22 protein-coding genes and 1 pseudogene are annotated in these 26,528 nt (G+C 71.9%); 4 read left to right on the top strand and 19 right to left on the bottom strand.

The window, feature by feature from the left end; all coding sequences use genetic code 11:
• Positions 1-200: 200 nt before the first annotated feature.
• The 3 genes and pseudogenes from OG711_RS02405 to OG711_RS02395 all read right to left on the bottom strand — a co-directional run.
• The gene (locus OG711_RS02405; RefSeq protein WP_329558219.1) at positions 201-713 is read right to left on the bottom strand and encodes a hypothetical protein; all 513 of its coding nucleotides are present in this window, start codon (positions 711-713) and stop codon (positions 201-203) included.
• Positions 714-769: 56 nt separating this feature from the next.
• Positions 770-2,077 carry a serine/threonine-protein kinase gene (locus OG711_RS02400; RefSeq protein ID WP_329558218.1) on the bottom strand — a complete coding sequence of 436 codons (1,308 nt, stop codon included), beginning with the start codon at positions 2,075-2,077 and terminating at the stop codon, positions 770-772.
• A 117-nt stretch (positions 2,078-2,194) separates the two neighbouring features.
• Positions 2,195-2,446, bottom strand: a pseudogene (locus OG711_RS02395) (cupin domain-containing protein); the annotation flags it as partial.
• A 156-nt stretch (positions 2,447-2,602) separates the two neighbouring features.
• Between OG711_RS02395 and OG711_RS02390 the strand changes: the two are divergent.
• From OG711_RS02390 to OG711_RS02375, 4 genes are all read left to right on the top strand, one after another.
• Positions 2,603-3,544, top strand: a complete 942-nt coding sequence (locus tag OG711_RS02390) for an erythromycin esterase family protein (protein ID WP_329558217.1) — start codon at positions 2,603-2,605, stop codon at positions 3,542-3,544.
• Positions 3,545-3,851: 307 nt separating this feature from the next.
• Entirely contained in the window at positions 3,852-4,313 is a 462-nt protein-coding gene (locus tag OG711_RS02385; RefSeq protein ID WP_329558216.1) for a hypothetical protein, read from the top strand.
• Entirely contained in the window at positions 4,310-5,107 is a 798-nt protein-coding gene (locus OG711_RS02380; protein WP_329558215.1) for a hypothetical protein, read from the top strand. The genes OG711_RS02385 and OG711_RS02380 overlap by 4 nt, the downstream gene beginning before the upstream one ends.
• Positions 5,108-5,132: 25 nt before the next feature.
• Complete coding sequence (locus OG711_RS02375; RefSeq protein ID WP_329558214.1) at positions 5,133-6,023, top strand: transporter substrate-binding domain-containing protein; 891 nt, start codon at positions 5,133-5,135, stop codon at positions 6,021-6,023.
• A 298-nt stretch (positions 6,024-6,321) separates the two neighbouring features.
• On the opposite strand, the gene OG711_RS02370 is transcribed toward OG711_RS02375, so the two are convergent.
• From OG711_RS02370 to OG711_RS02295, 16 genes are all read right to left on the bottom strand, one after another.
• Positions 6,322-6,936, bottom strand: a complete 615-nt coding sequence (locus OG711_RS02370; RefSeq protein WP_266504738.1) for a YbaK/EbsC family protein — start codon at positions 6,934-6,936, stop codon at positions 6,322-6,324.
• Between the two features lie 167 nt (positions 6,937-7,103).
• Positions 7,104-8,195 carry a histidinol-phosphate transaminase gene (gene hisC, locus OG711_RS02365; RefSeq protein ID WP_405672595.1) on the bottom strand — a complete coding sequence of 364 codons (1,092 nt, stop codon included), beginning with the start codon at positions 8,193-8,195 and terminating at the stop codon, positions 7,104-7,106.
• Between the two features lie 5 nt (positions 8,196-8,200).
• A complete protein-coding gene (locus OG711_RS02360) occupies positions 8,201-8,839 on the bottom strand; it encodes a LysE family translocator (RefSeq protein WP_266504736.1) in 639 nt (212 codons plus the stop codon).
• A gap of 6 nt (positions 8,840-8,845) precedes the next feature.
• Positions 8,846-9,583 carry a 4'-phosphopantetheinyl transferase family protein gene (locus OG711_RS02355; protein WP_329558213.1) on the bottom strand — a complete coding sequence of 246 codons (738 nt, stop codon included), beginning with the start codon at positions 9,581-9,583 and terminating at the stop codon, positions 8,846-8,848.
• Positions 9,580-10,353, bottom strand: coding sequence for a thioesterase II family protein (locus OG711_RS02350; protein WP_329558212.1), 774 nt, complete (start codon positions 10,351-10,353; stop codon positions 9,580-9,582). The genes OG711_RS02355 and OG711_RS02350 overlap by 4 nt, the downstream gene beginning before the upstream one ends.
• Positions 10,350-11,423, bottom strand: coding sequence for an HAD-IIIC family phosphatase (locus tag OG711_RS02345; RefSeq protein ID WP_073785949.1), 1,074 nt, complete (start codon positions 11,421-11,423; stop codon positions 10,350-10,352). The genes OG711_RS02350 and OG711_RS02345 overlap by 4 nt, the downstream gene beginning before the upstream one ends.
• Positions 11,420-12,634: an acyl-CoA dehydrogenase family protein gene (locus OG711_RS02340; protein WP_329558211.1), complete on the bottom strand. Its 1,215-nt coding sequence runs from the start codon at positions 12,632-12,634 to the stop codon at positions 11,420-11,422. Before OG711_RS02340 ends, OG711_RS02345 begins: the two co-directional genes overlap by 4 nt.
• 26 nt (positions 12,635-12,660) lie before the next feature.
• A complete protein-coding gene (locus OG711_RS02335; RefSeq protein ID WP_218623243.1) occupies positions 12,661-12,930 on the bottom strand; it encodes an acyl carrier protein in 270 nt (89 codons plus the stop codon).
• A gap of 63 nt (positions 12,931-12,993) precedes the next feature.
• On the bottom strand, positions 12,994-13,869 hold the full coding sequence (locus tag OG711_RS02330; protein ID WP_329558210.1) for a 3-hydroxyacyl-CoA dehydrogenase family protein: 876 nt from the start codon (positions 13,867-13,869) through the stop codon (positions 12,994-12,996).
• The gene (locus OG711_RS02325) at positions 13,866-19,628 is read right to left on the bottom strand and encodes a type I polyketide synthase (RefSeq protein WP_329558209.1); all 5,763 of its coding nucleotides are present in this window, start codon (positions 19,626-19,628) and stop codon (positions 13,866-13,868) included. The genes OG711_RS02330 and OG711_RS02325 overlap by 4 nt, the downstream gene beginning before the upstream one ends.
• Entirely contained in the window at positions 19,628-21,541 is a 1,914-nt protein-coding gene (locus OG711_RS02320; protein ID WP_329558208.1) for a non-ribosomal peptide synthetase, read from the bottom strand. Before OG711_RS02320 ends, OG711_RS02325 begins: the two co-directional genes overlap by 1 nt.
• A gap of 301 nt (positions 21,542-21,842) precedes the next feature.
• Positions 21,843-22,565, bottom strand: coding sequence for a 4-hydroxy-tetrahydrodipicolinate reductase (locus tag OG711_RS02315; protein ID WP_266504711.1), 723 nt, complete (start codon positions 22,563-22,565; stop codon positions 21,843-21,845).
• Entirely contained in the window at positions 22,562-23,545 is a 984-nt protein-coding gene (locus OG711_RS02310; RefSeq protein WP_329558207.1) for a hypothetical protein, read from the bottom strand. The genes OG711_RS02315 and OG711_RS02310 overlap by 4 nt, the downstream gene beginning before the upstream one ends.
• Before the next feature lie 12 nt (positions 23,546-23,557).
• A complete protein-coding gene (locus OG711_RS02305) occupies positions 23,558-23,818 on the bottom strand; it encodes a phosphopantetheine-binding protein (protein WP_073785939.1) in 261 nt (86 codons plus the stop codon).
• A 37-nt stretch (positions 23,819-23,855) separates the two neighbouring features.
• Complete coding sequence (locus tag OG711_RS02300) at positions 23,856-25,307, bottom strand: class I adenylate-forming enzyme family protein (protein ID WP_178390973.1); 1,452 nt, start codon at positions 25,305-25,307, stop codon at positions 23,856-23,858.
• Positions 25,300-26,496 (bottom strand): acyl-CoA dehydrogenase family protein, encoded by a 1,197-nt coding sequence (locus OG711_RS02295; protein ID WP_329558206.1) that lies wholly within the window; start codon positions 26,494-26,496, stop codon positions 25,300-25,302. The genes OG711_RS02300 and OG711_RS02295 overlap by 8 nt, the downstream gene beginning before the upstream one ends.
• Positions 26,497-26,528 lie beyond the last annotated feature (32 nt).

Genomic DNA, 26,528 nt, shown 5'->3' with positions numbered 1-26,528 from the left:
GCGGATGTTCGCCGAAAATGGGGCAAACGTGACGGCCGATCGCTGGGGCGGCCCGGCCCGATCGGCGGCATCGCGGTCATCCGCTACGAAGTGAGCCTCACCGTCCGCAAAGCCACCGCCGTACGCGTCACCGGCCTCTGACCGTCAGTCCGGTTCGCGTCTGGGCGCAGTCGGCGGGAGCGGGAGGTGCGGCCGGGGCGTCAGTGGGCGGGGGTGCGGGTCAGGGTCAGCCGGACGTTCTGCCGGTCGGCGTGGGCGGCCAGGGTCTCCGCGAGGGTCCGGGTCCCGTCGCGCGGGCGGAGGCCGTCCAGCCGTATCCACATCGACCGGTCGCCGGCCCGCCGTATCCACCCCAGCCAGACGGGGAAGCGGGGCGTGTGCCGCCCCTCGGCCGGCCGGACCACGAGCCAGTCACCCGCGTTCCGCGAGACGAGTTCCAGGGAGTCGATGTCGTCCCAGTGCCAGCGGCTCACGGAGTCGGCGACGATCAGGGTGACTCCGTTGGCGGCGATGTCGAGGCCATGGCTTCTGAAGTACTGAATGAGCGCCAGGACGAGCGGCACCAGGGCGACGAACGGCGTGACGAAGATGATGTCGAAAAATGCCGTGGGTGAGCCGCTGAGCGCGACGCCCGTCACCACGGGCACGGCGGCCACCGGCAGGAAGATCCGGCGGCCCGGACGGCCCCGGAAGCGGCCCGGGGACGGCGGCACGCCGTGGCCGGTCGCCGGTGCCGCGCGTCGGGGCGCGGTCCGAGGCGTCGGCGGGGTCACGGGCCGGTGCGCGCGCCCGCGTCCGGGCGGCGGGGTGGGCCGGGGCGGAACTGCGGGCGGCGGCGGCACGGGAGCGGCTCGGGGGCTCCCACCGGGGTGTCGGTGGTGGGGGCGGCGGCGGTGGGGGCGTCGGCGACCAGCTCCCGGTCCGGGCCGCGCGGCCTCGGCGGAGGCGGTCCGTCCACCCGGGTGGGCGAGCGTAGGCCGCCGGGGGACAGGGGGCCCGACGGCGGAGGTACGGGCGCCGCACCCTGGAGCGGGGCCACCGGGGCCGCATCACCCGGGCCCGAAGGGAGCGGGGCCGCGCCCGGGAGCGGAAGCGCGGCGTACCCGCCCTCGGGGGCGGGCACGGGGGTCGAACCCAGGGAGTCGGGCGCGGGTCCGGGGATCGAACCCGGGAAGTCGGGCGCGGGTCCGGGGGTCGAATCCAGGGAGTCGGGCGCGGGTCCGGGGGGCGAATCCGGGAAGTCGGGTGCGGGGAATTCCGACCGGTGGGGTGGGGCGGTACGGGGGGCGTCGGCACCGGTGGCGGTGAATACCTCCAGCAGCCGGGCCGGGGAGGGACGGCGGTCCGGGTCCCGGTGGAGACAGGCGCGCACGGCCGGGCGCAGTGCCCCGGGGACGGCCGACACATCCGGCTCCTCCGCCACCACCCGGTACGCCAGCGCGAGCGCCTGCCCGACGCCGAAGGCGCTGCCGCCCGAGGCGGCCACCAGCACCGCCCCCAGAGCGAAGACATCGCAGGCCCCGTGGACCCGCTCGCCCGTCACCAACTGCTCGGGCGCGGTGAACCCCGGGGTGCCGACGACGACCCCGGGCGCGGTCAGCTGGGACCCCTCCAGGGCGTAGGCGATCCCGAAGTCCAGGACGCGCGGCCCGTCATCGGTCAGCACGATGTTCCCGGGCTTGAGGTCCCGGTGGACCAGTCCGCAGGCGTGGATCGCCTTGAGCGCCTCGGCGAGTCCGGCCCCGAGCGCCCGCAGGGCCCGATCGTCCATCGGCCCGTGCCGGGCGACGGCCTCGCTGAGCGTCGGGCCCTTGATGTAGGCGCTCGCCATCCAGGGCCGTTCCGCGTCGGGGTCGGCGTCCACCACGGCGGCGGTGTGGAAGCCGCCGACTCTGCGGGCCGCCTCCACCTCGGTTCTGAAGCGGGCGCGGAACTCCGGGTCGGCGGCGTACTCCGGCCGGACGACCTTGATGGCGACGGCCCGTCCGGACGGCGAGCGCCCCAGATACACGGCGCCCATGCCGCCGCTGCCGAGCCGTCGCTCGACCGTGTAGTCACCGATGCGTTCCCCGGTCACGGCCGCCCTCCTCGTGTCTGACGGCACGATCCCGGCAGACTGCGTCCGTTGTCAACGCGGCTGCCCGCCAACGGCGTTCGGGATTCCGCGACGCGCGTATAGAATCTCGCGCCGAGTTCACCGGCGGCTCCCGGTCTGCGGCGATCGAAGAGACTCGGTGCGTACGTGCGCACGCACCCCTTGCAGGCCGAACAGGACGAGAAACTCAACCACGCCGCCGTCGGCGCTGCCCAGCCATTGGGGCAGGGACGTGTCGAACTCGGCTGCCTCACCGGGCGGCAGCGTCAGGTCGCGCTCGCCGATCACGAGCCGCAGGCGTCCGTTGAGCACGTAGAGCCATGCGAAGCCCTCGTGGGTCTGCGGGGTCGGCCCGGTCGCGGGTGTGGCGGTTGGCCGTTTGGGCCCATATCGCTGTCCGCGTCGACTTGACCTAAGCCTTGGTTCACGTTTGAGGCTGTTCGTGCGGCGCCCGCCGCGACCGGGGACGCATCCCGGAACCGATTGCTCTGAACCGGAGGTCCGGCCATGTCCGAGACAGTGATCGAGTGGATCGGGCAGCACGCCCATCGCCTCACCACGTTCGATTCCCGAGCCCCGCTGACCGATCTCCTACCGGTGGCCGACCTCGTGCGAGATGCCCAGGTCGTAGCCGTCGGCGCCGCGGCCCGCGGGGCCCACGAACTGTCCGCCCTCTCGCACAGGCTCGTCCGGTTGCTGGTCGAGGAACTGGGATTCCGCTCACTCGCGCTGGAAGGCGACGACGCGTCACGGCTCGGACTCGACGAGTACATCAGGACCGGAACGGGGGACCCGCGGATGATGCTGTCCGAGGCCCGGTCCTTCTGGCAGACCGAGGAGATCCTCGACGTCATCCACTGGATGCGCTCCTTCAACCGTCTGCACCCCGATGACCCGGTTCGGTTCGCCGGCGCCGCCCGCTCTCCCCAGGGCCAGGCCTCCCCGCTCGACGGCCTGGCCGGCATCGAGCGGAATCTGGCCGAGGGCACCATCCAGTGGCATGAAGACACCTCGGACAGGATCGTCTACTTGGGCGGAATCGCGCACACCGTCAACGGCGATCCGCGGACCGTCTCTCCCTCTTCCCCGCCGATGACACACCGGAACGCGGGCAGCTACCTCCGCGAGTACTTCGGGGCCGGCTATGTCTCCATCGGCCTGACCTTCCATCACGGCACGGCTCCCTACCAGGTCCTGCCCCCTCCGGCGGAGTTCGCTGACGCGGTCCTCGGAGGAACTGGGCTGGATGCCTATCTTCTGGACCTGCGCGCCGATGGCCCACCCCCAGTGCGGACCTGGCTCGACACGCCGACCAGGACGCGCCTGATCGGTCCGGACTACGACCCCGACGACAATGCCGCCTACCATCTTTCCGGTGGATCGCTCGCAGACTGGTTCGACGCCATCCTCCACACGCAAGAGGTCACCCCGGTCCGCGCCCTCTCCTAGGGGACCGCGTCTTCGACGTGAACGCCAAGGGAGCCTTCTTCACCGTTCAGCGACTGGCGACCCTGATGTCCGAGGGTGGGGTGATCGTGTTCGCACCGTCTCCAACGATCAGATCTTCCCCGGCCGCGTCGTGTACTCCGCGGTGAAGCAGTCGGTACGCCGTGCGGGAGGTCGCGGGCTCCGCGTTCGCGGTTCGTCTCCCAGGTCCAGCTCGAACACGCCTGGAACGCCTTCGTGAAGCACCACCAGCCCTTTATCATAAGCGAGTTGACAGTGTTGCGTGCTACGGGCCAGTGATGAGGCGTCCATGACCAGTCTTCCTGAGATCTCCGCCGAGCTTGCCACCTACTTCTCACTGGCGGCAGGGACCTTGGGCGCCGCCATGGTGGCGAGTGCCGCGCAGCGCATCACGGACGGCTCGATCGAGGCGGGCCAGGGCTGCTTCCGCAGGCTCTTTCGCGGCGGCAGCGGCGAGGAGGCCGTGGTCGCGCTGCCCGCCGGGCACAGCGAACAGCGTGCCGACCAGTTGCTCGGTTCGCTCTCCCCCGAGGACAGGGAGCGGCTGGCCGAGGCCCTGACGGCATGGGTCGGCGAACAGCGGGACCACCGTCTGGAAGAGGCGCGCCTGGCGGAACTCCTGGTGGACGCGAAGGCGCCCACCCGTACGTACCACGTCACGGCTCACGGCCCGAACTCCGCCGCTGTCGGCTCCGTAGGGGACGGTGCCACCTTCCACTTCGGCGGCGGTCGTCTCGGGGACGGAGCGTGAGTTCGGCCGACCCGGGCGGGGGCCCCGGGTCCGCCCATGTCAGCTCCAGGGGCGTCGGCTCGTCGTCGTTCGGTTCCGTCGGTGACCACGCCACGTTCAGGTGGGAGCTCAAGCGGCCGTTGACGCACGTCGCCTGGCTCCCCGTGTCCATCTTTCTCGTCATCGCCGTGACCGTCGGCTTCGCCTTCTTCGCTGTCATCGAATGGCCTGGTGGCCCGCGGGGCCAGTACGTGTGGTTCTACGCCTTCACGGCCCTCGCCCTGCTGTTCGCCGGTGCGGCCGCGCTCTCTTCGGACCGGGGCGGGCAGGCCGGTGACGTCGTGCGGCCGGGCGTCGGCACGCGGCGGCGGAGAACGGCCCGCGCCGTCCTCGTCGGTGCCGCCATGTTCTGCTGCGGTGGAGGCGCGCTCGCCTGGGTGGACGTCGATCGCACCGGCGAGGTCGGCGCGGAGATGACCGTCCGGGGCACACAGCCCGTGGACGAGAAGGGCGGCATTCTCACGGTGGAGATGGCGCGGCCGACGGCCGGCGACGTACGGGACAAGCTGCGTCTGACGCTGGTCGTCGTCGACGACGACCCCCGCACGCCCACCTGCGTCGGCAGGACGACGGCCACGATCACCGCCGTCACCTCGGGTGTCACACCGCACACGGAGGAGTTGGCCGCGGAATCGACCGTCGACTTCCACCTCGGAGGGGGCCAGGGCGCAGTCCGATGGGTGGTCGAGGTACGGCCGGAGAAAGGCTGTTCCATGCGCCTCGCTCAGGCCGGTGGAACGCTGCACAACCACTGAACCGAGATGAATGTGAGGGCCGTTCATGGACAGACGCCGTTCCCGCGCCATCCGCGCCGGTGCCGCCGCGGCGGCACTTACGGGAGCCGCCCTCTCCGGGTGCTCCTCGGAACCCCCGTCGCTGTTCGCCGAGGGGAGGATCGAGGTCGGCGCCAAGAGCGATCAGCCGGGCACGAGCCACTCCCCCCACGACGGCCAGTTCGCGGGTTTCGACATCACGGTCGCCACGGAGGTGCTCCGCGCGGTGGGGGTCGAGTCGGTGGATTTCGAAGGCGTGCTGTCCGAGAACCGGGCCCGCGACCTGCACAAGGGTGACGTCCAGCTCGTCGCGGCCACCTATTCGATCACGACGCAGCGGATGGCGCCGAAGTCGGAGAAGGGCGATGGGCTCGACTTCGTGGGCCCCTACGCATCCACCCACCAGGGCATCCTCGTGCGCACCGGGGACGCCGGGCGCTACCAGAGCCTCGACGATCTCCACGGGAAGGAAGTCTGCGTCTGGAAAGGCACTACCTCCGAGAGGGAGCTCGCCAGACCCGCGCACGAGAAGATCCGCACCATTTCGGTGACAGACGCGCGCGACTGCATCAAAAGACTGCGCAAGGGGCAGAGCGACGCCGTCTCCACCGACCAGCTGATTCTCTACGGATTCGCGGCGGACGACCCCAGCTTCACCGTCCAGGAAGACGTGACGTTCGGCCCGTTCAACGACTACGGCATCGCCATGCTCAAGGGCCACCGCGGCGACTGCGAGAAGCTCAAGCAGGCCCTCGTCGAGTACGCGCGCGGCAATGACTGGGACCGTGACTTCGAGATCAACCTTTCCGGTGTCCCTCAACAAGTCCGCGAGAACGCCAGACCTCAGGAAGCCGATATCGACCGTTACTCCTGCCGCGACAAGCCGGGCAACGCGTAGACAGCCGGATCACAGCAGGTCATCAACCCTGGCGACCTCTTCGTCACAGGCCCCGCCTTGGCGCGGGAACGCATCGAACAGCGCTGGGACCGGACCCCGGGCAACACCCGCCGCACCCTCGCCGACGATTCCCCCCCGCCCTGGTGGAGCCCGGAGCCGTCCACCGCCACCCGGACGTCCTGCGAAGGCCCCTGTACTCACGGGCCTTCCACAAGAACTCCTTGACGCGACTCCCTGCCCGTGACACTTCACCACCCCACCCCAGGACACGGTCAGGCGAGCTTCGGGTACTGGTCCGCTACCGGACGGGCGGGCTCTCCGCGGAGGGCTCCGAGGCGACCGGGACCGCCAGCCCGGAGACCACCTCCGCGCTCGGGAGCTGAGCGAGGGCGGCCCCGGGCAGGATCAGCTTCCCGCGTCGCCGTCCGCTGCCGATCAGGACGTAGGGGGTGGCCGCGACGGCCTCGTCGATCAGCAGCGGCCAGGCGGCGGGGAGCCCGATCGGAGTGATGCCGCCGTATTCCATACCCGTCTCGGCGACCGCGGTGTCCATCGACGCGAAGGACGCCTTGCGGGCACCGAGGCGCTTGCGCACCGTCCTGTTGACGTCCAGGCGGGTGGTGGCCAGCACCACGCATCCGACCAGGATCTGCTCCTGCCCGCGCTTGGCCGCGACCACCACACAGTTCGCGCCCACCTCCAGGGGCACGTCGTACACCTCGGAGAACACGGCGGTGTCCGCCTTCTCCGGGTCGGTGTCCACATAGAGCACGGACTCGGCCGCCGTGCGGTGCTCCCAGCCGCGCAGCGCCTCGGTGACCGCGGGCGGCGTCAGGTCGGGTCGGTCCAGCGCGGGAGACGCGGAGTCGAAGCGCCCGAAGGGCGGGGTCGTGAGGGTCGGAAAGTCGCTCATGCGCCCGCACTCTAGCCCGCCGAGCGGCGCGGGCCGCCGCGGGACGGGAACTTCGTGGCCGTCCCGCGGGACTTCGGCGGGCCTCGCCCCTGCCCGTGCGTGCTCGCACGCGGGGCGAACGCCCGTCCCCTGATGTCTACGTGGGTGAATCATCCGATTCGGGCGTTTCACCGACTCCACGTCTTGCGGTGGTACGCGGCGAGCTGGAGGAACTGGTCGTTGGCCACGCTGGTACCGACACTGACGCGGACCCCCTCGTTCGGGAAGCCCCGGACGAGTACGCCGTCGCGCGCGCAGGCCGCGGTGAACTCCGTGGTGCGTTCCGCGGTGGGCAGCCATACGAAGTTCGCCTGCGACGAGGGCACGTCCCAGCCCTGGGCCGTGAGTGCGGCGTGCAGCCGTTCACGTTCGACGACGAGTGCCTCGACGCGTTCGCGCATCGCCGGTCCTTCACGCAGCGAGGCCACTGCCGCGTCCTGCGCGAGCAGGGTGACACCGTACGGCAGCGCGGTCGCGCGCAGGGCCGTCGCGACCGGCTCGTGCGCGACGGCGTACCCCACGCGCAGGCCGGCCAGCCCGTACGCCTTGGAGAAGGTACGCAGGACGCAGACGCGCGGACGCTCCCGGTAGAGGTCGATGCCGTCCGGGACATCGTCGTCGCGGACGAATTCGAGGTACGCCTCGTCGAGCACCACCAGCGCGGTGGGCGGTATCCGGTCGAGGAAGCGCTCCAGTGCTGCCCGGTGCACCACCGTGCCGGTGGGATTGTTGGGGTTGCAGACGAAGACCACGCGGGTGCGCGGGGTGACCGCGTCCAGCATGGCGTCGAGGTCGTGCACCGCGCCCGGGGTGAGCGGCACCTGGACCGGGGTCGCCCCGACGACCGCGGTCAGCTCCGGATACGCCTCGAAGGAGCGCCACGCGAAGAGCACCTCGTCACCGGGGCCCGCGGTCGCCTGGAGGAGTTGCTGGGTGACACCGACGGAGCCGATGCCGACCGCGATGTGCTCCGGCGGGACGCCCAGGTGGCCGGCGAGTTCCGCGGTCAGGCGCCGGCAGGCGGGGTCCGGATAGCGGTTGAGGCTGCCGGCCGCGGCCACGGCGCTGTCCAGGACGCCTGGCAGCGGTGGGAAGGGGTTCTCGTTCGCGGACAGCTTCCAAGCCGGTGCGTCCTCGCCGGGGGCGGCGGGGACGCGTGGTGCCGATCGCTGACCGGTCATCCGGGGTGCTCCTTCCGTGGCGCGCGGCTGCGCACCCATGTCGACTACTCGCTGGACCCGGTACTGAGGACGACCCCGGCGAGGGCCAGGAAGACGCCTCCGCCGACGTAGCGCTGGACGTTCAGGAAACCCTTGCTCTGCTGGGCACGGCCGCGGACAAGATTGGTCAGCAGCCCCCAGCCGCTGTTGGTGACCATGCCGACGAGTACGAAGATCAGGCCGAGTACGAAGGTCTGGAGCCACACGGCGCCGGCGTCCCTGTCGACGAAGGCCGGCAGGAAGGCGAGGAAGAACATGGTGCTCTTCGGGTTGAGCGCGTTGACCACCAGTCCTTCGAGGACGATCCGGCCGCTCGGGACCTCCGTCCGCTTCTCCCCGGCCGGAGCGGCGACCTCGACGGGGGTACGCAGCCGGCGGATGCCCAGATAGACGAGATAGAGGGCGCCGGCGTACTTGACCACCTGGAAGGCGGTCTCGGACGAGGCCACCAGTGCGGAGAGCCCGACGACGGCCGCGAGTACCTGGATGAAGTCCCCGCAGGCCAGGCCGAGGGTGGACAGCAGTCCGGCGCGCGAGCCCTGGTCAAGGGTGCGTCCGCTCACGTACAGCACGGACGGGCCGGGAATGAGTAACAGGACCACTGAGGCGGTGAAGAACCACCAGAGAGTCGATGGTGCGGGCATGTGGATCTACTCCTGGTTCTGACGGGTTCGGCCGTTCGGGATCACGGCGCGCCCCGGCACCCCGGTGCCCTGCCAGGTCCAGCAGCGGACAGTGCTCACGGGGGCGGGCGCCACCAGTGCGGCGCGCACGCCGTATCCCACCGTAAGATCCCACACATTCCACGCCCCGGATTCCTCCAACTCCACCGGGACACGGCAGTCGTTCGCCTTCGCGTACGCCTCACGCCGGGTCCAGCCGGTGAAGAACGCCCGACGCCCCTCGGCGTCCGGCAGCGCACGGACGGCCGCCGCCTCGTCGGCGCCGAGAAAGCGGGTCGCCATGGCCCGGTGGTCAAGCGCCGGGTCGACGACCTCGACGTCGATCCCCACCTGGCCGTCGCGGGCCACCGCGAGCAGCGCGGTGGCCGCGGAGTGCGAGAGGTTGAAGTCGAGGCCCTGGGTGGTCGGGCCCGCCAGCCGGGGACGGCCGCGCGCGCTGCGCACCAGAAGCAGCCGCCCCGGGCTCACCCCCGTGCAGCGGGACAGTATGTCGCGGAGCGCGGCCCGGCCGACCACGAACCGGTCCCGTTCGACCGGCAGCCGGCACCGGCGGGCGCGGGCCTCCTCCGCCGGGGAGAGCCGGGAGCGCAGCTCGGTGAGCCGGTCCTGCGACACGTCCAGCCCGATGCGCCACACGTGCACGCACGAGGTGTCCACGTCCACCCGGTCGGGGCTGGGCGGCCAGGTGTTCCTGAGGCCGCTCATGCAACGGTGCTGCCCGTCGTGCGGTGCAGCACGACCTTGATCGCGCGCAGCAGTTCAGCCTGGGAGGAATGGAGGAAGAAGTGCCCGCCATCGAGCATCCGCATGGTGAAAGGGCCCGTGGTCCGGTCGGCCCAGGCGGCGATTCCGTCCTCGTCGACGTGGCTGTCCTGCCGTCCGCCGAAGGCCGTGACCGGGCAGTCGAGCCGGGGCTCCGGCGTGTAGCGGTAGGTGTCGTTGAGCTGGAAGTCGGCCCGTAGGCCGGGCATGACCAGGCGCATCGTCCGCGGATCGGAGAGGACCTCGGCGGTGGTGCCGCCGAACTCCCGCAGCCGATCGAGCAGTTCGTGGTCCGGCAGGTCGTGGACGAGGGGTCGGTTGTGGGTGAGCTGGGGCGCGCGCCGCCCGGAGACGACCAGGTGCTCGGGCCCGCGCAGCCCGGCGTCGCGCAGCCGGCGGGCGTACGCGTAGGCGATGAGCGCGCCCATGCTGTGGCCGAACAGCACGAATGGCTCCCGGCAGTAGGACGACACGGCCTGCACCAGGTCGGGCAGGAGCTCGTCGATATCGGTGTAGGGCCGCTGCAGGATGCGGGACTCGCGGCCCGGCAGGCGTACCGCGCTCAACTCGACGTCCGAGGGAAGCGCGTCGGCCCAGCCGGTGAAGGCGGCACTGCCACCGCCCGCGTAGGCGAAGCAGAGCACTCGCAGCCGGGCCTCGGGGCGGGGCCGGGGGGTGACGAGCCAGCTCCGCGGCGCCGGCGCCGCGCTCACAGCGCACCGTCCAGGGTGTCCGGCACGGTGATCTTCATGTAGTCGGGGTAGGCCGGGATGTCGGTGAGATCGGCCTCCAGGGTGACGAGTTCGCCGTCCCGGGCGACCTCGCGGAAGCGGGAGAACTTGTACGTCACGAACATCATGCGGTTGCGGCCGTTGGGCAGGAACTCCGACAGCAGCCGCACCCCGGCGTCCTTGGCGCGCTCCCGCAGATAGGTGATGAGGACGCCGCCCACCCCCCGGGCCATCACCCGGCACGACATCAGCAGCAGCTTGATCCGCCAGGCACCGGAGCCGCGTTCGATCAGGACGAGACCGATGGTGCCGTACGGGCCGTGCCGGTCCACCAGCCGCGCGACGAGCAGCTCGTGGTCGGGCGACGTGCGGAACGCGTCGAGTTCCTCGTAGGAGTAGGTGTAGCCGGTGGTGTTGAGCTGGTTGGTGCGGACGGTGAGTTCCGCGGCGCGCTGAAGGTCCTCCTCGGTGGCCCGGGCGATGGTGAAGCGCATGTCCAGGGTGGCGAGGAAGTCCTCCGTCGGCCCGCTGTACTCGCGCTCCACCTCGGCCCGTACCTGGTCCGCGCGGTACATGGTCCGGCGTTTGGCGGAGTCGTCCGTGATGAAGCGGGGGGTGAACTCCGGCCGGCCGGTCAGTGCGGCGGCGTCGGTGGCGTCCACGCAGAGCAGTTCGGGCACCGCGTAGGCCACTTCGGCCCGTTCGAAGGGGTCGTCGTCGACGAAGGCGAACGCGTCGAGGCCCAGGTTGAGGGAGGCGGCGATGGCGCGTACGGACTCCGACTTCGCGGACCAGGTGATCTGCGGATACAGGAAGTAGTCGAGCAGGCCGTGGCGTTCCAGCGCCGCGGACGCGGCCTCGTGGTCGTTGCGACTGGCCACGGACTGGAGGATGCCGCGCCGGTCGAGTTCCGTGATGACCTCCCTGATGCCGGGGCGCAGCGGTACGTCACCGTCCTCCAGGAGGATGCCGTCCCAGACGGTGTTGTCCAGATCCCACACCACGCACTTCACGGTCCTCGCGGGGCGCGCGCCCGTGCTCTCGCTGCTCATGCCGTCACCTTCTCGTCGTCGGCCGAAGCCGCATTCGATGTCGCCGCCGGGGCGGTCGCGGGGCGGGCCGGCGCGTGTCCGACGTACGCGGACTGGGCGATGGTCGTCTGCTGCAACTCGGTGGTGCCCTCGATGAGCTCCATCACCTTCGCGTCCCGCATGTAGCGCTGTACGGGGTACTCCTCGCCGCAGCCGTGCGCGCCGTGGACCTGGACGGCGTCCGCGGCGCTGCGGAAGGCGGTGGTGGACGCGAAGTACTTGGCGAGCCAGGTGGCGTGCACGCTCTGCGCGTCACCCGCCTCGCGCAGCCAGCCGGCCTGCTGGCACAGCAGCCGGGCCGCCGCGGCGCCGGTGGCCATGTCGGCGAGCATGCGCTGGACGAGCTGGTGGTCGCGCAGCCGCTTGCCGAACTGCTCGCGCCGGTCGGCGTAGGACAAAGAGGCGTCCAGGCATGCCTGGATCAGGCCCACACAGCCCCAGGCGACGCTGTAGCGGCCGAGTTCCAGGGCGGTCGCGGCGACCGCGGTCAGTCCGAAGCCCGGCTTGCCCAGCAGGGCCTCGGCCGGCACGCGGCAGTCCCGCAGCTCCAGTTCGGCGAGCATGGACGCGCGCGTGCCCAGGATGCCCCGGACGGGGGTGACATGGAGGCCGGGTGCGCCGCGCTCCACCAGGAAGGCGGTCTCGCGGCCGTCGAGGCGGGCGAACAGGAGATAGACGTCGGCCCGCTGGCCGAAGGTGATCCACCGCTTGGCGCCGTCGAGGACGAACCCGTCCTCGGTGCGGCGGGCGGTGGTGACGAGCCCCTTCACATCACTGCCCGCGCCGGGTTCGGTGAGGGCGAAGGCGCCGATGGCGGCTCCGGTGGCCAGCCGGGGCAGCCAGCTCTCGCGCTGGGCCGCGGTGCCCCAGCGCCCGATGGCCTGCGAGGCCATGCCGTGCACGGTCAGCAGGCTGCGCACGGAGGAACAGGCCCGTCCCGTCTCCTCGTTGAGCAGGCCGAAGCCGATCGCGTCGAGAGCGCTGCCGCCGTACGCGGCCGGGACGCAAGCGCCGAGATACCCGGTGGCGGCGATCGTGGTGATGAACTCCTCGGGAACTGCCGCGCTCCGGTCCCAGGCATCCGCGTGCGGGGCGATGTGGTCGCGGGCGAAGGATTCGTACTCCTCGCGCACCGCGGCCTGTTCGGGGGTCAGTTGTACGCGTGTGGCCATGATGATCTCCGTACCGGGGCGGGCGGTCAGCTGCTGACGGGCGCGGAGCACTTACGGGTCACCAGGGCCGCGACCGCGTCGACCGTGCTGAAGTTCTCGATCTCCAGGTCCTCGTCCTCGACGGTGAGCGCGAACTCGCTCTCGACGAAGAGGACCAGCTGCATGATGAAGAGGGAGTTCACGAAGCCGGTCGCGAAGATGTCCTCGTCGTCGGCGATCCGGTGATCGCCGAAGAACCGGGCGAGGAACTCGCGGATCTTCGGCTTGGCCTCTTCGATGGTCGTGTCGTGGGGCATGGCCTGACCGTTTCTCTCGGGTGGGGCACGAAGACGGGAATCGGGGGTACGGGACGCGCCGGTCTATGTGGCCCGGGCCGTGGCGTAGTCGAAGAAGCCGCGTCCGCTCTTGCGGCCGAGGAGGCCGGCGTCGACCATTCGGACCAGCAGCGGGCACGGCCGGTACTTGCTGTCGGCGAACGCGGTGTGCAGACCCTGCACGGACTGGAGGATGGTGTCCAGGCCGATGAGGTCGGCGGTCGCCAGCGGGCCCATCGGGTGGCCGAAGCAGCTCCGGAAGATCCGGTCGACCTCCTCCGCGGTGGCGACCCCCTCGTGCACGAGGTAGACGGCCTCGTTCACGGTGAGCATCAGAACCCGGTTGGAGACGAACCCCGGGGAGTCCTGGACCACCACACCCTCCTTGCCAATCTGGGCGAGCAGCCGGTGGGCGGTGTCCAGGGTGGCGTCGGTGGTGTGGTGGCCCCGGATCATCTCGACGGTCGGCTTCAGGGGCACGGGGTTCATGAAATGCATGCCGAGGACCCGGTCGGAGCGGGTGACGGACGCGCCGATCCTGGTGATCGGGATGACCGAGGTGTTGGCGGCGAAGACGGCGTGCGGGGGGCAGAGCGGGTCGATGCGTTCGTACACCCCGCGCTTGAGATCCCAGTCCTCGGTGATGTTCTCGATCACGAAGTCGACGGTGTCGAAGCCCTCGTACCGGGTGGTGTACGCGATGCGCTTGGCGACGACCTGCCGGTCCTCGGTGGGTCCCTTCGCGCCGAGGACCCTGCTGAACCGCAGCCCCTGGGCGATCTCCTGGCGGGCCCGGTCGAGAATTTCGTCGGTACGGTCGACGAGGATCACCTCGTGGCCGCTCTGCGCCAGGGACTGCGCGAGACCGGTACCCATGACTCCGGCACCGACGACACCGACCGTACGCAGGGTTTCCGTCATTGGGACAACTCCTTTTCGGCTGGGCTCATTTGGATCGGTTGGTGAGGGCTCTCCCCGAGCTGGGGGCGGAGCACGTCGGCGAACTCCGCGACGGTCAGCGCCTCGAAGAGGGTGCTCAGCGGGATGTCCACGCCGAACGCGCGCCGGACCCGGGCGACCAGCTGGAGGCCGAGCAGGGAATGACCCCCCAGTTCGAAGAAGTCGTCGTGTATCCCGATCTCGCGAAGTCCGAGCAACTCCGCCCAGAGCGCGGCGAGTCGTGCCTGCACGGAGTCGGCGGGCGCCGCGTAGGCGGTGCCTACATGGGGCCGCGGGTGCGCCGCCCCGATGTCCGCTCCGGCCGCCGGGGCCGCTGTGCCGGCGCTGGTACCCAGGATGTCCGCGCGGACGGCGTCCAGGTCCTTGGTGACCACGACGACCTGGGGCCCCACGTCGGAGCCGAGCACGCGCAGCAGCGCCTCGACCCCCTCCTCGGGCCGGATGCCCTGGTCGAGGTGGTCCCGCAGACCGCCCGCCGCGCTGTTGGCCAGGGAGGAGCGGGCCGCCGGCGGGAAGCGGTACGGGGCGACCTCGGCCGAGGTGCCGTCGCGCAGCGCGCCGATCCGGGTGGTCAGGTCGGCGACGCGTTTGAGGACGAAGTCCTCGATGACGGCGACCTCCCGGCCGTCCGCGTCGAGCAGCCTGAAGTCCGCGGTGAAGACCTCCTTGCCCGCTTCGTCGGGCCCGTGGAAGCGATGGTGGCTGAAGATCCGGCGAGGCAGCGGGGAGAGGAGGCGCAGCCGCCCGTAGGAGAGCGGGATACGGAACTCGCGGGCCAGGTTCATACCGTGGAAACCGGCGGCCAGGTCCAGCAGCGAGGGGTGCAGCCTGATGTGCTGGAGGTCGTCGGCGAACTCCTCGGGCAGTTCGAGTTCGGCGAGTGCCTCCCGCTCTCCCAGGTACACCCGGCGCAGGCAGTGCGAGCGGGGCCCGAACCCCATCGGTCCGGTGTGCTCGACGGCGCCGAGGTCCCGCATGCCCGCGTCCGCGATCAGCGCGGCCACATCGTGCCGCCGCGCGGGCCCCGGGTCGTCGAGCGGTCCGACCTCGCCGGTCACATGGACGTGCCACCCGTCGCCGTCGGCTCCCGGGGCGTCCGGAACGACGCGGCTCACCACGGAGAACCGCATCGGCCGCTCGGCCTTGTCCAGGACCACCCGCAACTCGTGGTGCCGGTCCTCGCCGACGACGACCGGCGAGAGGAAGGTGACCTCGCGCAGCTCCACACCGGTGCCGCCGCGCTGGTGCTCGTGGGCGGCCCTGACCAGTTCCAGGTGACCGGTGCCCGGCACGACGGCGCTGCCCGCCATGCGGTGCTCGTCGATCAGCCAGGAAGTGGCGGTGGACAGGGAGACGGCGTAGACCGCCCGGTTGTCGTCGTCGGCCAGGCACTCGTCGATCAGCGGATGGTCGACCGGACCGGTGCGACCGCCACCCGTGCGGGGCTCGCCGATCAGGCGGGCCGCCATACCCACGTCCTGCCAGCCGTCCCAGTTGACGGACACGATCCGTGGGCTTCCGGCCCGGTCGCCGCTGTGGGCGAGGACGTCGAGGAAGGCGTTGGCCGCGACGTAGTCGACCTGACCGACACCGCCGGTCAGCGCCAGCGTGGAGGAGCACAGCACGGTGTATTCCGGTTTCAGTTCCCGGGAGAGGGCGTCGATGACGAGTCCGCCCGCCACCTTGGGGGCGAGCACGCGCAGCGCCGTGTCCACGTCCTTGAGCTGGGCGAGACCCATGGCGGGTACGCCTGCGGCATGCACCAGGCCGTGGACCGCGCCGAACCTGCGGACCACCTCGTCGGCGACCGCCCGCATCCGGGCCTCGTCGGTGACGTCGGCCGCGACGGGGAGCACCTCCGCTCCCAGCGCCTCCAGTTCGCGTACGGCGAGGACACGCTGTGCGGCAGGGTCGTCGGCGGGGCGTTCGGCGAGCCAGTCGTCCCAGGTCTCGCGAGGCGGCAGGGGGCTGCGGCCGACGAGCACGAGCCGGGTGCCCGGGGTCCGTGCCAGGTGGCGGGCAAGGGTCAGGCCCACCCCGCCGAAGCCACCGGTGATCAGGTGGACGCCGCCGGGACGGGGACGGCCCGCCGCGGAGTCGTCGGCGGTCAGCCGGACCGGTCGGTGGCCGGGGGCCCAGCGCTCGCGGCCGCGCAGCACGGTCAGCGTGCGTCCGGACGGACGCAGCAGCTCGGCGAGGAGGCGTTCGGCGCCGGCCTGCCCCTCGGGCAGCGTGATGTCGATGGCACGGCACGCGGTCTGCGGCTGCTCCAGCGGCAACACCAGGCACGGACCGAGGACGGTGGCCTTCTCCGGTGCGAGATCCCCGGTGCCGGGCGCCGCGTGAGCGTTGCTGGTGACCACGGCGATGTCCAGGGTCGCCGCGCCGTCGCGGCCCGCCGTCGCGTGGTTGAGCCGCAGCAGGCTGGAGAACCCGCGTTCCAGCGTGATGCCGAGCGGCAGGCGTGGCCCGACCGTCCACAGGTGGACCAGGTGCCCGGGGAATCTGCCGCGTGCGTCCAGGTCGGCTGCCAGGCGCCGGTAGTCCTCGCCGTCGCCCGGGGCGATCTCGTACGCGCCGTCCGACACCTGCCGCCATCTGGCGCCCGCCCGCACGGTCGTGACCCGGTGGCCCGCCGCGGTGAGTCCCTCGGCGAGCGAGTCGCCCGTGCCGTGGTCGTCGAGGAAGAGCAGCCAGTCGGCTCCTGTCTCCGTCTGTTCGCCGGAGCGGGCCCCTGTGGGGTGCGGGGGCAGCGGTTCCCAGACGGGCACCTGGAACCAGTCGGTGATGTCCGGCTTCTTCACCAGGGACGGCGCGGGTGTCCCGGTCCACCGCGCCGGTCCGGGATCGACCCAGTGCCTGCGGCGTTCGAACGGGTAGGCCGGCAGCGACACCTTCGGAGCGCCGCCGCCGCGCAGAGCCGGCCAGTCCAGGTCGACGCCCGCCGACCAGAGCTTGCCGGCGGTGGAGAGCAGGAAGCCCTCCTCGCTCTGCCGGTCGTACTCGCCGGGCAGCGAGGCGAAGGCCGCGGGCCGACGGGCTTCGTCCTGGCCCGCGGGCCGGGCCTGGAGGGCGAGGCTGCTCAGGGACTGCCCGGGACCGATCTCCAGCAGGAGCCGCCCCGTATCGCCCCACAGCCGGGCGACGCCGTCCGCGAAGCGCACCGGGTGGCGCAGATGGCGGCCCCAGAAGACGGGGTCGGTGGCCTGGTCCGGGGTGATCCAGTCGCCGGTGACGTTCGAGACGTAGGGGATGCGGGGCGGGGCGAGCCGGATACCGGCGACGAGTTCGGTGAACCGTTCGACGGCCGGTTGCATCATGTGCGAGTGGAACGCGTGGGAGGTGCGCAGTGCGCGGACGGCGATGTCCTCACCGGTGAGCCGTTCCGCCAGCGCGTCGATCCGCTCGGTCTCCCCGGCGACGACACACAGCTCGGCACCGTTGACGGCCGCGAGCGACAGGCCCTCGCCGAGCAGGGAGCGCACCCGCCGCTCGGACAGGGGCACCGCGAGCATGGCGCCGCCGGGCAGCTCCTCGATGAGACGGGCCCGGGACGCGACGAGCAACAGGGCGTCGTCGAGGGAGAGCACCCCGGCCAGACAGGCGGCCGCGTACTCGCCGATGCTGTACCCGATCAGCGCGTCGGGCCGTACTCCCCAGGACTGCCACAGGAGGCCGAGGGCGTACTCCAGGACGAAGACGGCCGGCTGCGCGTAGAGCGTGCGGTCGAGTTCGGTGCGCGGGGTGGCGCCGCCCGTGGCGCCCCGGCCCAGCAGTCGGCGCAGGTCGGGGCGGCCGTCGGCGGCGGTCGCGGGCTCGGGCGCCGGATGGATCAGGGTGCGCAGGTCGAGCCCCAGGTGGGGGCGCAGGATCTCGGCGCAGCGGTCGACGGCGGCCCGGAAGACCGGCTCCTGGTCGTAGAGTTCGCGCCCCATGCCGGGGCGTTGCTCACCGAGGCCGGGCAGCAGGAAGGCGACCGAGGGTGCCGGGCCCTCGTGGTGGCCGCCGCGCAGGCTACGGGGATCGTGGGCGCGCAGCGCGGCAGCGGCCTCCGGCAGACTTCCGGCGACGAGGAAGCGGCGGTGGGGGAAGGCCCGGCGTCCGCTCTGCAACGTGTGCGCGACGGCGGGGAGCGGGAGGTCGGTGGCGGTCTCCAGACGGTCCGCGAGCCGGTCGGTGGCCTCGTCCAGGGCGACCGGGGTGCGGGCGGACAGCACGAGGAGCTGCGGTCGGCCCCCGTCGGCCGCCTGAGCTCCGGTCCCCGCCGGGGAGACGCCGCCCGCCGTGTACGAGGACGCCTCCTCCAGGACCACGTGGGCGCCGGTGCCACCCATACCGAAGGAGCTGACGCCCGCCCTGCGCGGCCCGTGGTCGTCGCGCCACGGGGCGAGACGGGTGTTGACGTAGAACGGGGTCGCGTCGAAGTCGATGTCCGGGTTGGGCTTGTCGAAATGCAGGCTGGGCGGGATCTGCCGGTGCTCCAGCGCGAGGACCGTCTTGATGAGTCCCGCGATGCCGGAGGCCACATGGGTGTGCCCGATGTTGCCCTTGACCGCGCCGATCGCGCAGCCGCCACGGGCCGCGCCGCCCCGGCGGAAGACCCGGACGAGGGCCTCGATCTCGATCGGGTCGCCGACAGGCGTGCCACTGCCGTGGGTCTCGACGTAACCGACGGTGGCCGGGTCGGTCCCGGCGGTCTCCAGCGCGGCGGCGATGATGCGGGCCTGGCCTGCCGCGCCGGGCGCGGTGAACCCGACCCGCTCGGCACCGTCGTTGCCCACGGCCGAGCCCTTGATGACGGCGCGGATCGGATCGCCGTCGGCGAGAGCGTCCTCCAGACGCTTGAGGACGACCACACCGGCGCCGTTGGAGGCGACGGTGCCCTCCGCCGCGGCGTCGAACGGGCGGCAGTGCCCGTCGGAGGAGAAGATGCCGCCGGGCTGGAAGACATAGCCGGCCTGCCGGGCACGGACGGTCGCGCCGCCCGCCAGTGCCGTGTCGCAGTCGCCGCTGAGCAGCGACTGGCAGGCGAGGTGAACGGCGACGAGCGAGGTCGAGCAGGCGGTCTGGACCGTGAGGGCGGGGCCGGTGAGACCGAACTTGTAGGCGATCCGCGTCGCGAGGTAGTCCTTCTCGTTGGCCAGGTTGCGGGCGAACTCCTCGGCCGCGTCGGTGGGGTCGGCGTCCGCGGCGAGCCGGGCGAGATAACTGCCGTAGTAGGAGCCCGCGTAGACGCCGACCGGACCCGGCACCGACTTGGGGTCGTACCCGGCGTCCTCCAGGGCCGCCCAGGCGCATTCGAGCAGCACCCGGTGCTGGGGGTCCAGAAGTCCGGCCTCCTTCGGGTTGAACCCGAAGAACTCCGCGTCGAACAGCTCGGCATCCTCCAGTACCCCTTGCGCGGGTACGTAGTCGGGGTCGTCGATCTGCTCCTGGGGGACGCCGGCTGCCGCCAACTCCTCAGGGGTGAACACGGTGATGGACTCGGTGCCCGAACTGAGGTTGCGCCAGAAGGCCGCGGCGTCGGGTGCCCCGGGGAAGCGGCACGACAGACCGATGACGGCGATCTCCAGACCGGTCAGGGTGCCCCCGTCCTCGACGGGCCCGCGTGCTTCGGAGCCGTCCGGTCCGCTCGTGTCGTGTGCGCGCGCGCCCCGCGGAGGCGTCGCGGGCGGGGCGGCCGAAGCCTCAGGGTCGTGCGCGGCCACGGTGTGCTCCATCAGTTGCTCTCCTCGGTCACGGTCCGCTTCCTGAGGCCGCGCTTGCGCAGCAGCCGGTCCTTGCCGCGGTCCGCCGCTCCTTCCTTGCGGGACCCGGTGATCTCGGGCGTCACCTCGGCGTTGCCGTCGCCGGCCAGATGAGCGGCGAGCGAGCTGACGGTGGGGTACATCGTCAGGACCACCACAGGCAGTTCGCGGCCCAAGGTGTCGTGCAGCCTGGCCGAGAGCCTGGCGAGCAGCAGGGAGTTGCCACCGAGGTCGAAGAAGTTCTCGTCCGGGGCGACCCGGTCGCGCTCCAGCACCTCGGCCCACAGTGCGGCGATCCGCCGCTCCAGGGGACCTCGCGGCTCCCGCGTCGGCCCGGCGGTGGCCGTGGCGACGATCTCGGCGAGCTTGAGCCGCTGCACCTTGCCGGCCGGGCTCTTGGGGACCTCGGCCATGAGGAACACCCGGCTGGGGACCTTGTGGTCGGCGACGCGCTCCGCGGCGAACTCGCGGATCTCACGCTCGGTGACGGTTGTCCCGGTGTGGGGCACGATCGCCACGGCGAGGTCCTCGCCGAGCGTGGGGTGCGGCAACCCGAACGCCACCGCGATCTTGACGGCGGGGTGGCCCGTGAGTACGTCGTCGACCTCGGCCGGGGACACCTTGGAGCCGCCCCGGTTGATGATCTCCTTGCTGCGCCCGACGATGTAGAGGTAGCCGTCCTCGTCGAGCCGGCCCTCGTCGCCGGTGCGGAACCAGCCGTCGGAGAAGGCCACCCGGTTGGCCTCCGGGTTGTGCTCGTAGCCGGCTGTCACATTCGCACCCCGGATGGCGATCTCGCCCGACTGCCCGGGGCCGAGCGGACGTCCGGCCTTGTCCAGTACGGTGACGGGTTCGCCGACCGGGATTCCCACGGAACGGAGTTTGCGGTTGCCCGGGGGCAGGGGGTTGCTGGTGACCAGCGAGCCGGCCTCGGTCATCCCGTACGCCTCGATGACCGGCGCCCGGAAGACGTCCTCCAGCGCGTTCAGGACGGGGCCCGGCAGCGGGGCCGACGCGGAGCGGATGAACCGCAGGGCGCTGGAGGCGAGTTCGGCGGCGTGCTCACCCGCCACCGCCAACAGCGCCTGGTGCATGGTGGGCACGGCGGTGTACCAGGTGGGCCGGAACTCGCTGAGCCAGTCGAAGAAGAGGGTGTCGGAGAAACCGGGGGTGCACACGATGCCGCCGCCGCCGGCCAGCGCGGCGATCAGGGTGCTGGTCAGGCCGTGCGCGTGGAACAGCGGCATGACGCTCAGGCACAGGTCGTTGGCGCCGAGGGCGAAGGCCGCCCGGGTGTTGCCGGCCGCCGCGCCCAGGTTGGCATGGGTGAGGGGGACGAGTTTGGGCTGTGCCGTGGTGCCCGACGTGTGCAGCAGGAGCGCGGTCTCGTCCGGTGCCGCCCATCCGGTGCGGGGGGCGGGCACCGCTTCGGCCGAGGAGCGCAGGCCGAAGGTACCGGCCGGGCCGGAAGCGTCGGGTGCGAGCTCGACGATCCGGATGCCGCGGTCCTTGGCCACGGCGATCGCCGCCGAGTCGCTGCCCTCCTCGACGAGCAGCGCGTCCGCGCCCATGTCGTCGAGGTAGAACGCGAACTCCTGCTCCCGGTAGGCCGGGTTGAGCGGGGCGGCGGTGGCGTGGGCGGCCACCGCGAGGAACGCGAGCGCCAGGTCGGGGCCGTTGGGCAGGACGAGGGCGACCCGGCTGCCGCGGCCCACGCCGAGAGCGGCCAGGGCCGCGCCGGTCGATGCGACGCGGTCCCGCAGCCGTCGGTAGCCGGTCGGCTCCCGCCCCGGCGCGTGGAGGGCGGCGGCATCGGGGCGCAGCTCCGCCTGGCGGTCGAGCAGCTGCCCGAGATGGGTGAAGGGCTGATGCGGTGTACCGGTCATGAGTGCTCACTTCCTTCGTGTGCGGTGCCCCGCGCAAGGAGTTCGGCGTCGGACCGGGCGGCCGGCGGCCGGAACCCGCGGGAGCCGACCCGCACCGACACGGGCCGTGGCCGGTCGGAGGTGCCGAACCGGTGGAGGACACAGGCGGCACTGTCCTGTCCGTCCATGGATTCGCCGCCGGGGCCGGCCGGGAGGCGGCCCGCCCGGTGTGCGCCCGCCCCGTGCGGCGCTTGCCCGGGGGCGGCTGGTTCCCCGCCCGCGACCCGCTCCCGTGGGACCGGTGCTTCGCGGGCGGCCGGGTTCACCCGGGCGCGGCCGAGCACGCGACATCCTCCAGGGAGTACACCCCGGTCGGCGCGTCGGCGGCGAACCGCACCGCGCGCAGGATGCCCGGCAGGAACGCCGCCCGGTCGGCGACGCGGTGCAGTACCTCGATGTGTTCTCCGGCGCCCGCGGCCAGCACCCGGTGTTCGCTGACGGCGTCGCCCATCCGGAACGCGCCGATCTCGGGCTCCCGGCGGCCCGGCTGTCCCGGGCGCCACTGGTCGGCGAGAAAACGGGCGGTGTTGCTGGGACGGTCGCGCTTGCCCGCGAAGTGGACGTCCACGACGCCCGCGTCCCAGCTCTCGTCGACCTGTTCGGAGAGATTCCGTACGAACCGGGCCAGGGCCAGCAGCGCGAGGCTGAAGTTGGCGGCGATGACCACGGCACGGCCGCGAGCCGCCTCGGCGGCCAGCGCGTACTCGGCCTCGCCGAGACCACTGGTGCCGATGACCAGGGGACAGGGGGTGGTGAGCGCCTGCCGCAGCAGCGTGGCGGTGGCCTCGCGTGCCGTGAAGTCCACCACGACCGGCCGCGTCCCGGGCAGGTCGGCGAGGTCGGCGACCACCGGCACCGGGCCGGTGGCGGCGCCCCGGACGGTGTGCCGGGCCGTGAGGCGCATTCCGGGAGCGCGCTCGACCGCGTCGGCGATCAGGTTCGCCATACGGCCGTCGCGTCCGCAGACCACGGTGGGAATCGTCACGACCGCACGTCCTTCGGCACCAGGCCCATCCGGCGCGCCAGTTCGCCACCGGCCATGCGCCGGCCGCCGAACCACGCCTGGACGGTGCGGGTCGGCCAGCCCGTGGCGCCGACCGCGCTGTCCGCCAGCCCGAGCTCGGTGCTCATGTCCTCGGCGACCTGTACGGTGCGGCTCAGCAGGTCGGTCGAGGCGAGCAAGGCGGCGCCGACGGACGTACCGCCGGGTTCCTCCGCCTTGAACTCCGCCCCGAAGCTGGCGAGGGCCACCGCCAGCGACACCTCGATCTCCAGCTTGCTCAGCTCGTGCGCGAGGTACTGCGAGGTGCTGAGTGCTTCGGTGCCGCTGCCGGTGAGCGCGAGTTCACGCCGCAGATCGGCCACGACCCCGGCGCTCCAGGTGAGCGAGCGGCGGGAGAACTCCCAGGCGTAGCCGTCGAACACCGCGGACAGGGGGCCCTCGGGCGCCCAGGACACCGGGTGGGACAAGGCGCCTTCCTCCACGGTCACGCCGTCCAGTTCGATCCATCCCCAGCCCTCGGCGCGCCCGGCGCCGTACCGCCGCAGCCCTTCGTGGGTGTGCGGCAGCAGCGCGAGCCGTGTGGCGTCCTCGTCCACGACCCGGAGCCACAGGAGGGAGAGTTCCGCGTCCCTGGAGGCGTACCGGAAGCGTCCCGTGAGCGTCAGCCGGCCGTCGCCGGACCGCTCGGCGTGGACAGCGGGGACGGGCAGCGCGAACTCGCTGTTGGGTGTGAACAGGCCCAATGCCGCCCGTCGTTCACCGGAACGTACGCGGGAGACGTGGCCGTCGGGATCGTGCGGGAACAGGTCGAGCAGCGGCAGGACGGCCAGGAGATGCTCGGTCCGCGCGGCGGCCTCGGCGAACGGTCCGGCTGCCCAGATGTCGTCGAGTTCCTGCCGGTGCGCGTCGGCCGCGTCCGGAGGCGGGCCGGCCGCGGGTGCGCTCTCGTGTGCAACGCTCACAGCTCTCCTCGCTCAGGCGTGGGCGCGGACGAACCGCGCGATGGAGTCGACGGACATGAGGTGCTGGGGGTCGGCCTCGGGGTCGATGACCGCGTCGAAGCGCTGTGCCAGCGCCTCCATGAGGTTGATGTAGCCGATGGAGTTGACTCCGGCCATGTCCAGCGATCCGTCCGCTGCCCGCAGGTCGGCGACGGTCACCACCCGTCCGGTGGCCACTTCCACAAGTTTCTCGATCTGTTCGCGCAGACCGGTGTCGATGCCTTCGTCGGTCATGTGTGTCCGTTCCTGTACGGGGCACGCGGCGTGCGTGCTACGGCGTTCGGGTGACGAGATCGCGCAGTTCGGTCAGCCGGACCTTGCCGGCGGACGACCTGGGGATGGCCGGCAGAAAGGTGATCCGGCCGGGCACCTTGTACGGCGCGAGCTTCGTCCGGCAGACGTTGACGACATCGGCGCGGGCGAGGCTGCCGCAGACCACGGCGTGCAGTACGGTCTCGCCCCGCGCGTCCTGGTCGGCGAAGACCGCGGTGTCGCGCACTCCATCGATGCCGAGCACCACCCGCTCGATCTCGGCGGGATCGACCTTGCGTCCGGCGAGGTTGACGGGTCCGCCGAGCCGCCCGGTGACGTACAGCCGGTCCTGGTGGATCAGGCCACGGTCACCGGTGCGGTAGTAGCCCTCGGTGTCCAGCCGTTCCTCCAGGCCGTCGGGGACGTTGAGGTAGCAGGTGGCCATCGACGCGGTGCGCACCCGTACCTCGGACTCGCCGTCCTCGCGCGGAAGGATCCGCAGGGACACACCGGGCAGTGCGGTACCGAGGCCCTCGGTGTATCCGGGGTCCCGCTCGAAGGTGCAGGGGCCGGTCTCGGCGATGCCGTAGTAGTCGGCGATCCGCACGCGGTAGCGGGACTCGAAGCTTTCCCGGACGGCGGGATCGAGCACCGCGGCGGCGGACACGGCCAGACGCAGGTCCGAGAACGCGTCGAGGTCGGGGGCAGGTGCCTCGGCCAGCAGCCGGTAGGCGAGCGGGAAGGCCACCAGCCGGGTGGCGGCCGAGCGGCGCAGGGCTTTCGTGATGCCGCTGGACGTGGGGAGACCGCGGTAGACGTGGAGTTCGGCGCCGACGAGGAAGACGGGCAGCAGTGAGGTGTTGAAGGCCAGCCCGTTGGTGAACGCCGCCAGGCAGAGCACCCGGTCGCCGGCGCCGAGTCCGGTGCCTGTCGTCCAGTTGAGTGCCGCGCTGTGCACGGCCGTGTGCGAGAACTCCAGGCACTTGGGGGCACCGGTGGTGCCCGAGGTGAACCGGCAGGTGGCGGTGGTCCGCCGGGGCTCGGGCGCCTCGACGCCGGGGCCGGGACCTGTCGGCCGCGCCAGGACGTGGCGGCTGCCGGGCACCGGCACGAGGCCGGAGGGAAGCGGGAAGTGCTCGGCCTTGTCGGTGAGGAAGGTGTCGACGCCGCAGCTGTCCCTGATGCCCTGGAGTTCCGAGGCGCCGAACTGGGAGTCCACGAGGAACGGCAGGCGTCCGGCGATGAGCAGGGCGTAGTACGAGACGAGATAGTCGGCGCTGTTGGCGGCGTACAGGGCGATCCGGTGCTCGTCGGGGCCGAGCAGATCCACCAGGGTGCGGGCCCGGTCCTTCACCCGCTCGGCGAGCTGACCGTAGCTCAGTTCCTGGTCGGCGTCGACGACTGCCCGCCGCCCGGCGTGCTCGGCGCAGGCGGCGAGGAAGACCTCGCCCAGCGGCGGCTGCTCAGCCACGGCGCCTCCCCGGAGCGGCGGCGAGGGCGGGCGCGTCGAGTTCGGCACGGCAGGCCATGGAGTGGTTGGCGATGGTGAGCATGGTGGTCTGGCTGCCGCCGGACATCCGCAAGCCGCGCAGCTGGGCGTGGGCGTGCAGCGCCGTGCTACCCCACATGTATCCCGCGCCGCCCTCCAGGTCCGTGGACAGGGAGGCGAGTTCGGTGGCCTTCTCCACGCAGAACCACTTGAGTTCGGCGATCTCCGGTACGGTGCTGCCACCGTCCGTCAGCCGCAGGAAGCACTCGGCGAGACCGGCTTCCATCAACTCCTGGTCGGCGCGGGCGCGGGCCAGGGCGTGCTGGTTGACCGGCCATTGCGCCAGCGGCCGGCCTCCGAGTTCACGTGTGGTGGTGTGGCGGACGATGTGCTCCAGCAGCATGCGGTGGGTGAAGAAGGCATCGGCGGCGATGAGGAACCGCATCCGTGACATCACCCGGTTCCAGCGCATCAGTTGGCTGATCCCGCGCCGTGAGATCACCTGGCGGACCGGCACCCTGGCCGAGTCGAACTCCACCAGCGCGGAGTCCACGGAACGGGTGCCGAACTTGTCGTAGACCTCGGTCACCCGCACGCCGGAAGTGGCCTTCTCGACCAGCACGATGGCCGGTTCGCCCTCCAACTGGACGCTGACGAAGCACAGGTCGGCGTTGGCGCCGTTGACCACGAACTTCTTGCGGCCGGTCACCACCACCTCGTCACCTACGATGACCGCCGTGGCCGGTTCCTGCGCCGAGGGGTCGGTGTCGCACTGGCAGGCCACCAGCTCGCCCGAGACCAGCCCCGGGAGGAACCGGTCGCGCAGTTCGTCGTCCTGGGCGGAGACCAGCCAGTCGCAGGCGATCTCGTTCTGTACGTGCATGCCGAGGGCGAGTCCGCCGTCGCCGACCCCCGCCAGGGCCTCGCCGAGCACCAGCGCTCCGAGCAGGCCGAGCCCCTGGCCGGAGTACTCGACGGGGAGGGACACCCCCATGAGGCCGCGACGGGCCAGCTCGCGCCAGGCGTCCTTGCGGATGTGCCCGCCGGGGGCGGTCCGCCACTGTTCCAGCCATTGCGGGGTGAGGCAGTCCGACGCCCGCCGGGACAGGTCCCGGTGCGCCTCGGTCAGCCGTGGGGTCAGGATGCTGTTGCTCACCATGGAGATGGACACGCTGCTCTCTGTGATCGTGGTGAACGGCGGGG

It is taken from the genome of Streptomyces uncialis (genome assembly GCF_036250755.1).
Taxonomy (GTDB): domain Bacteria; phylum Actinomycetota; class Actinomycetes; order Streptomycetales; family Streptomycetaceae; genus Streptomyces; species Streptomyces uncialis.
Note: the sequence above shows the minus strand (reverse complement) of the source record. Positions and strands in the feature narration are given on the sequence as shown.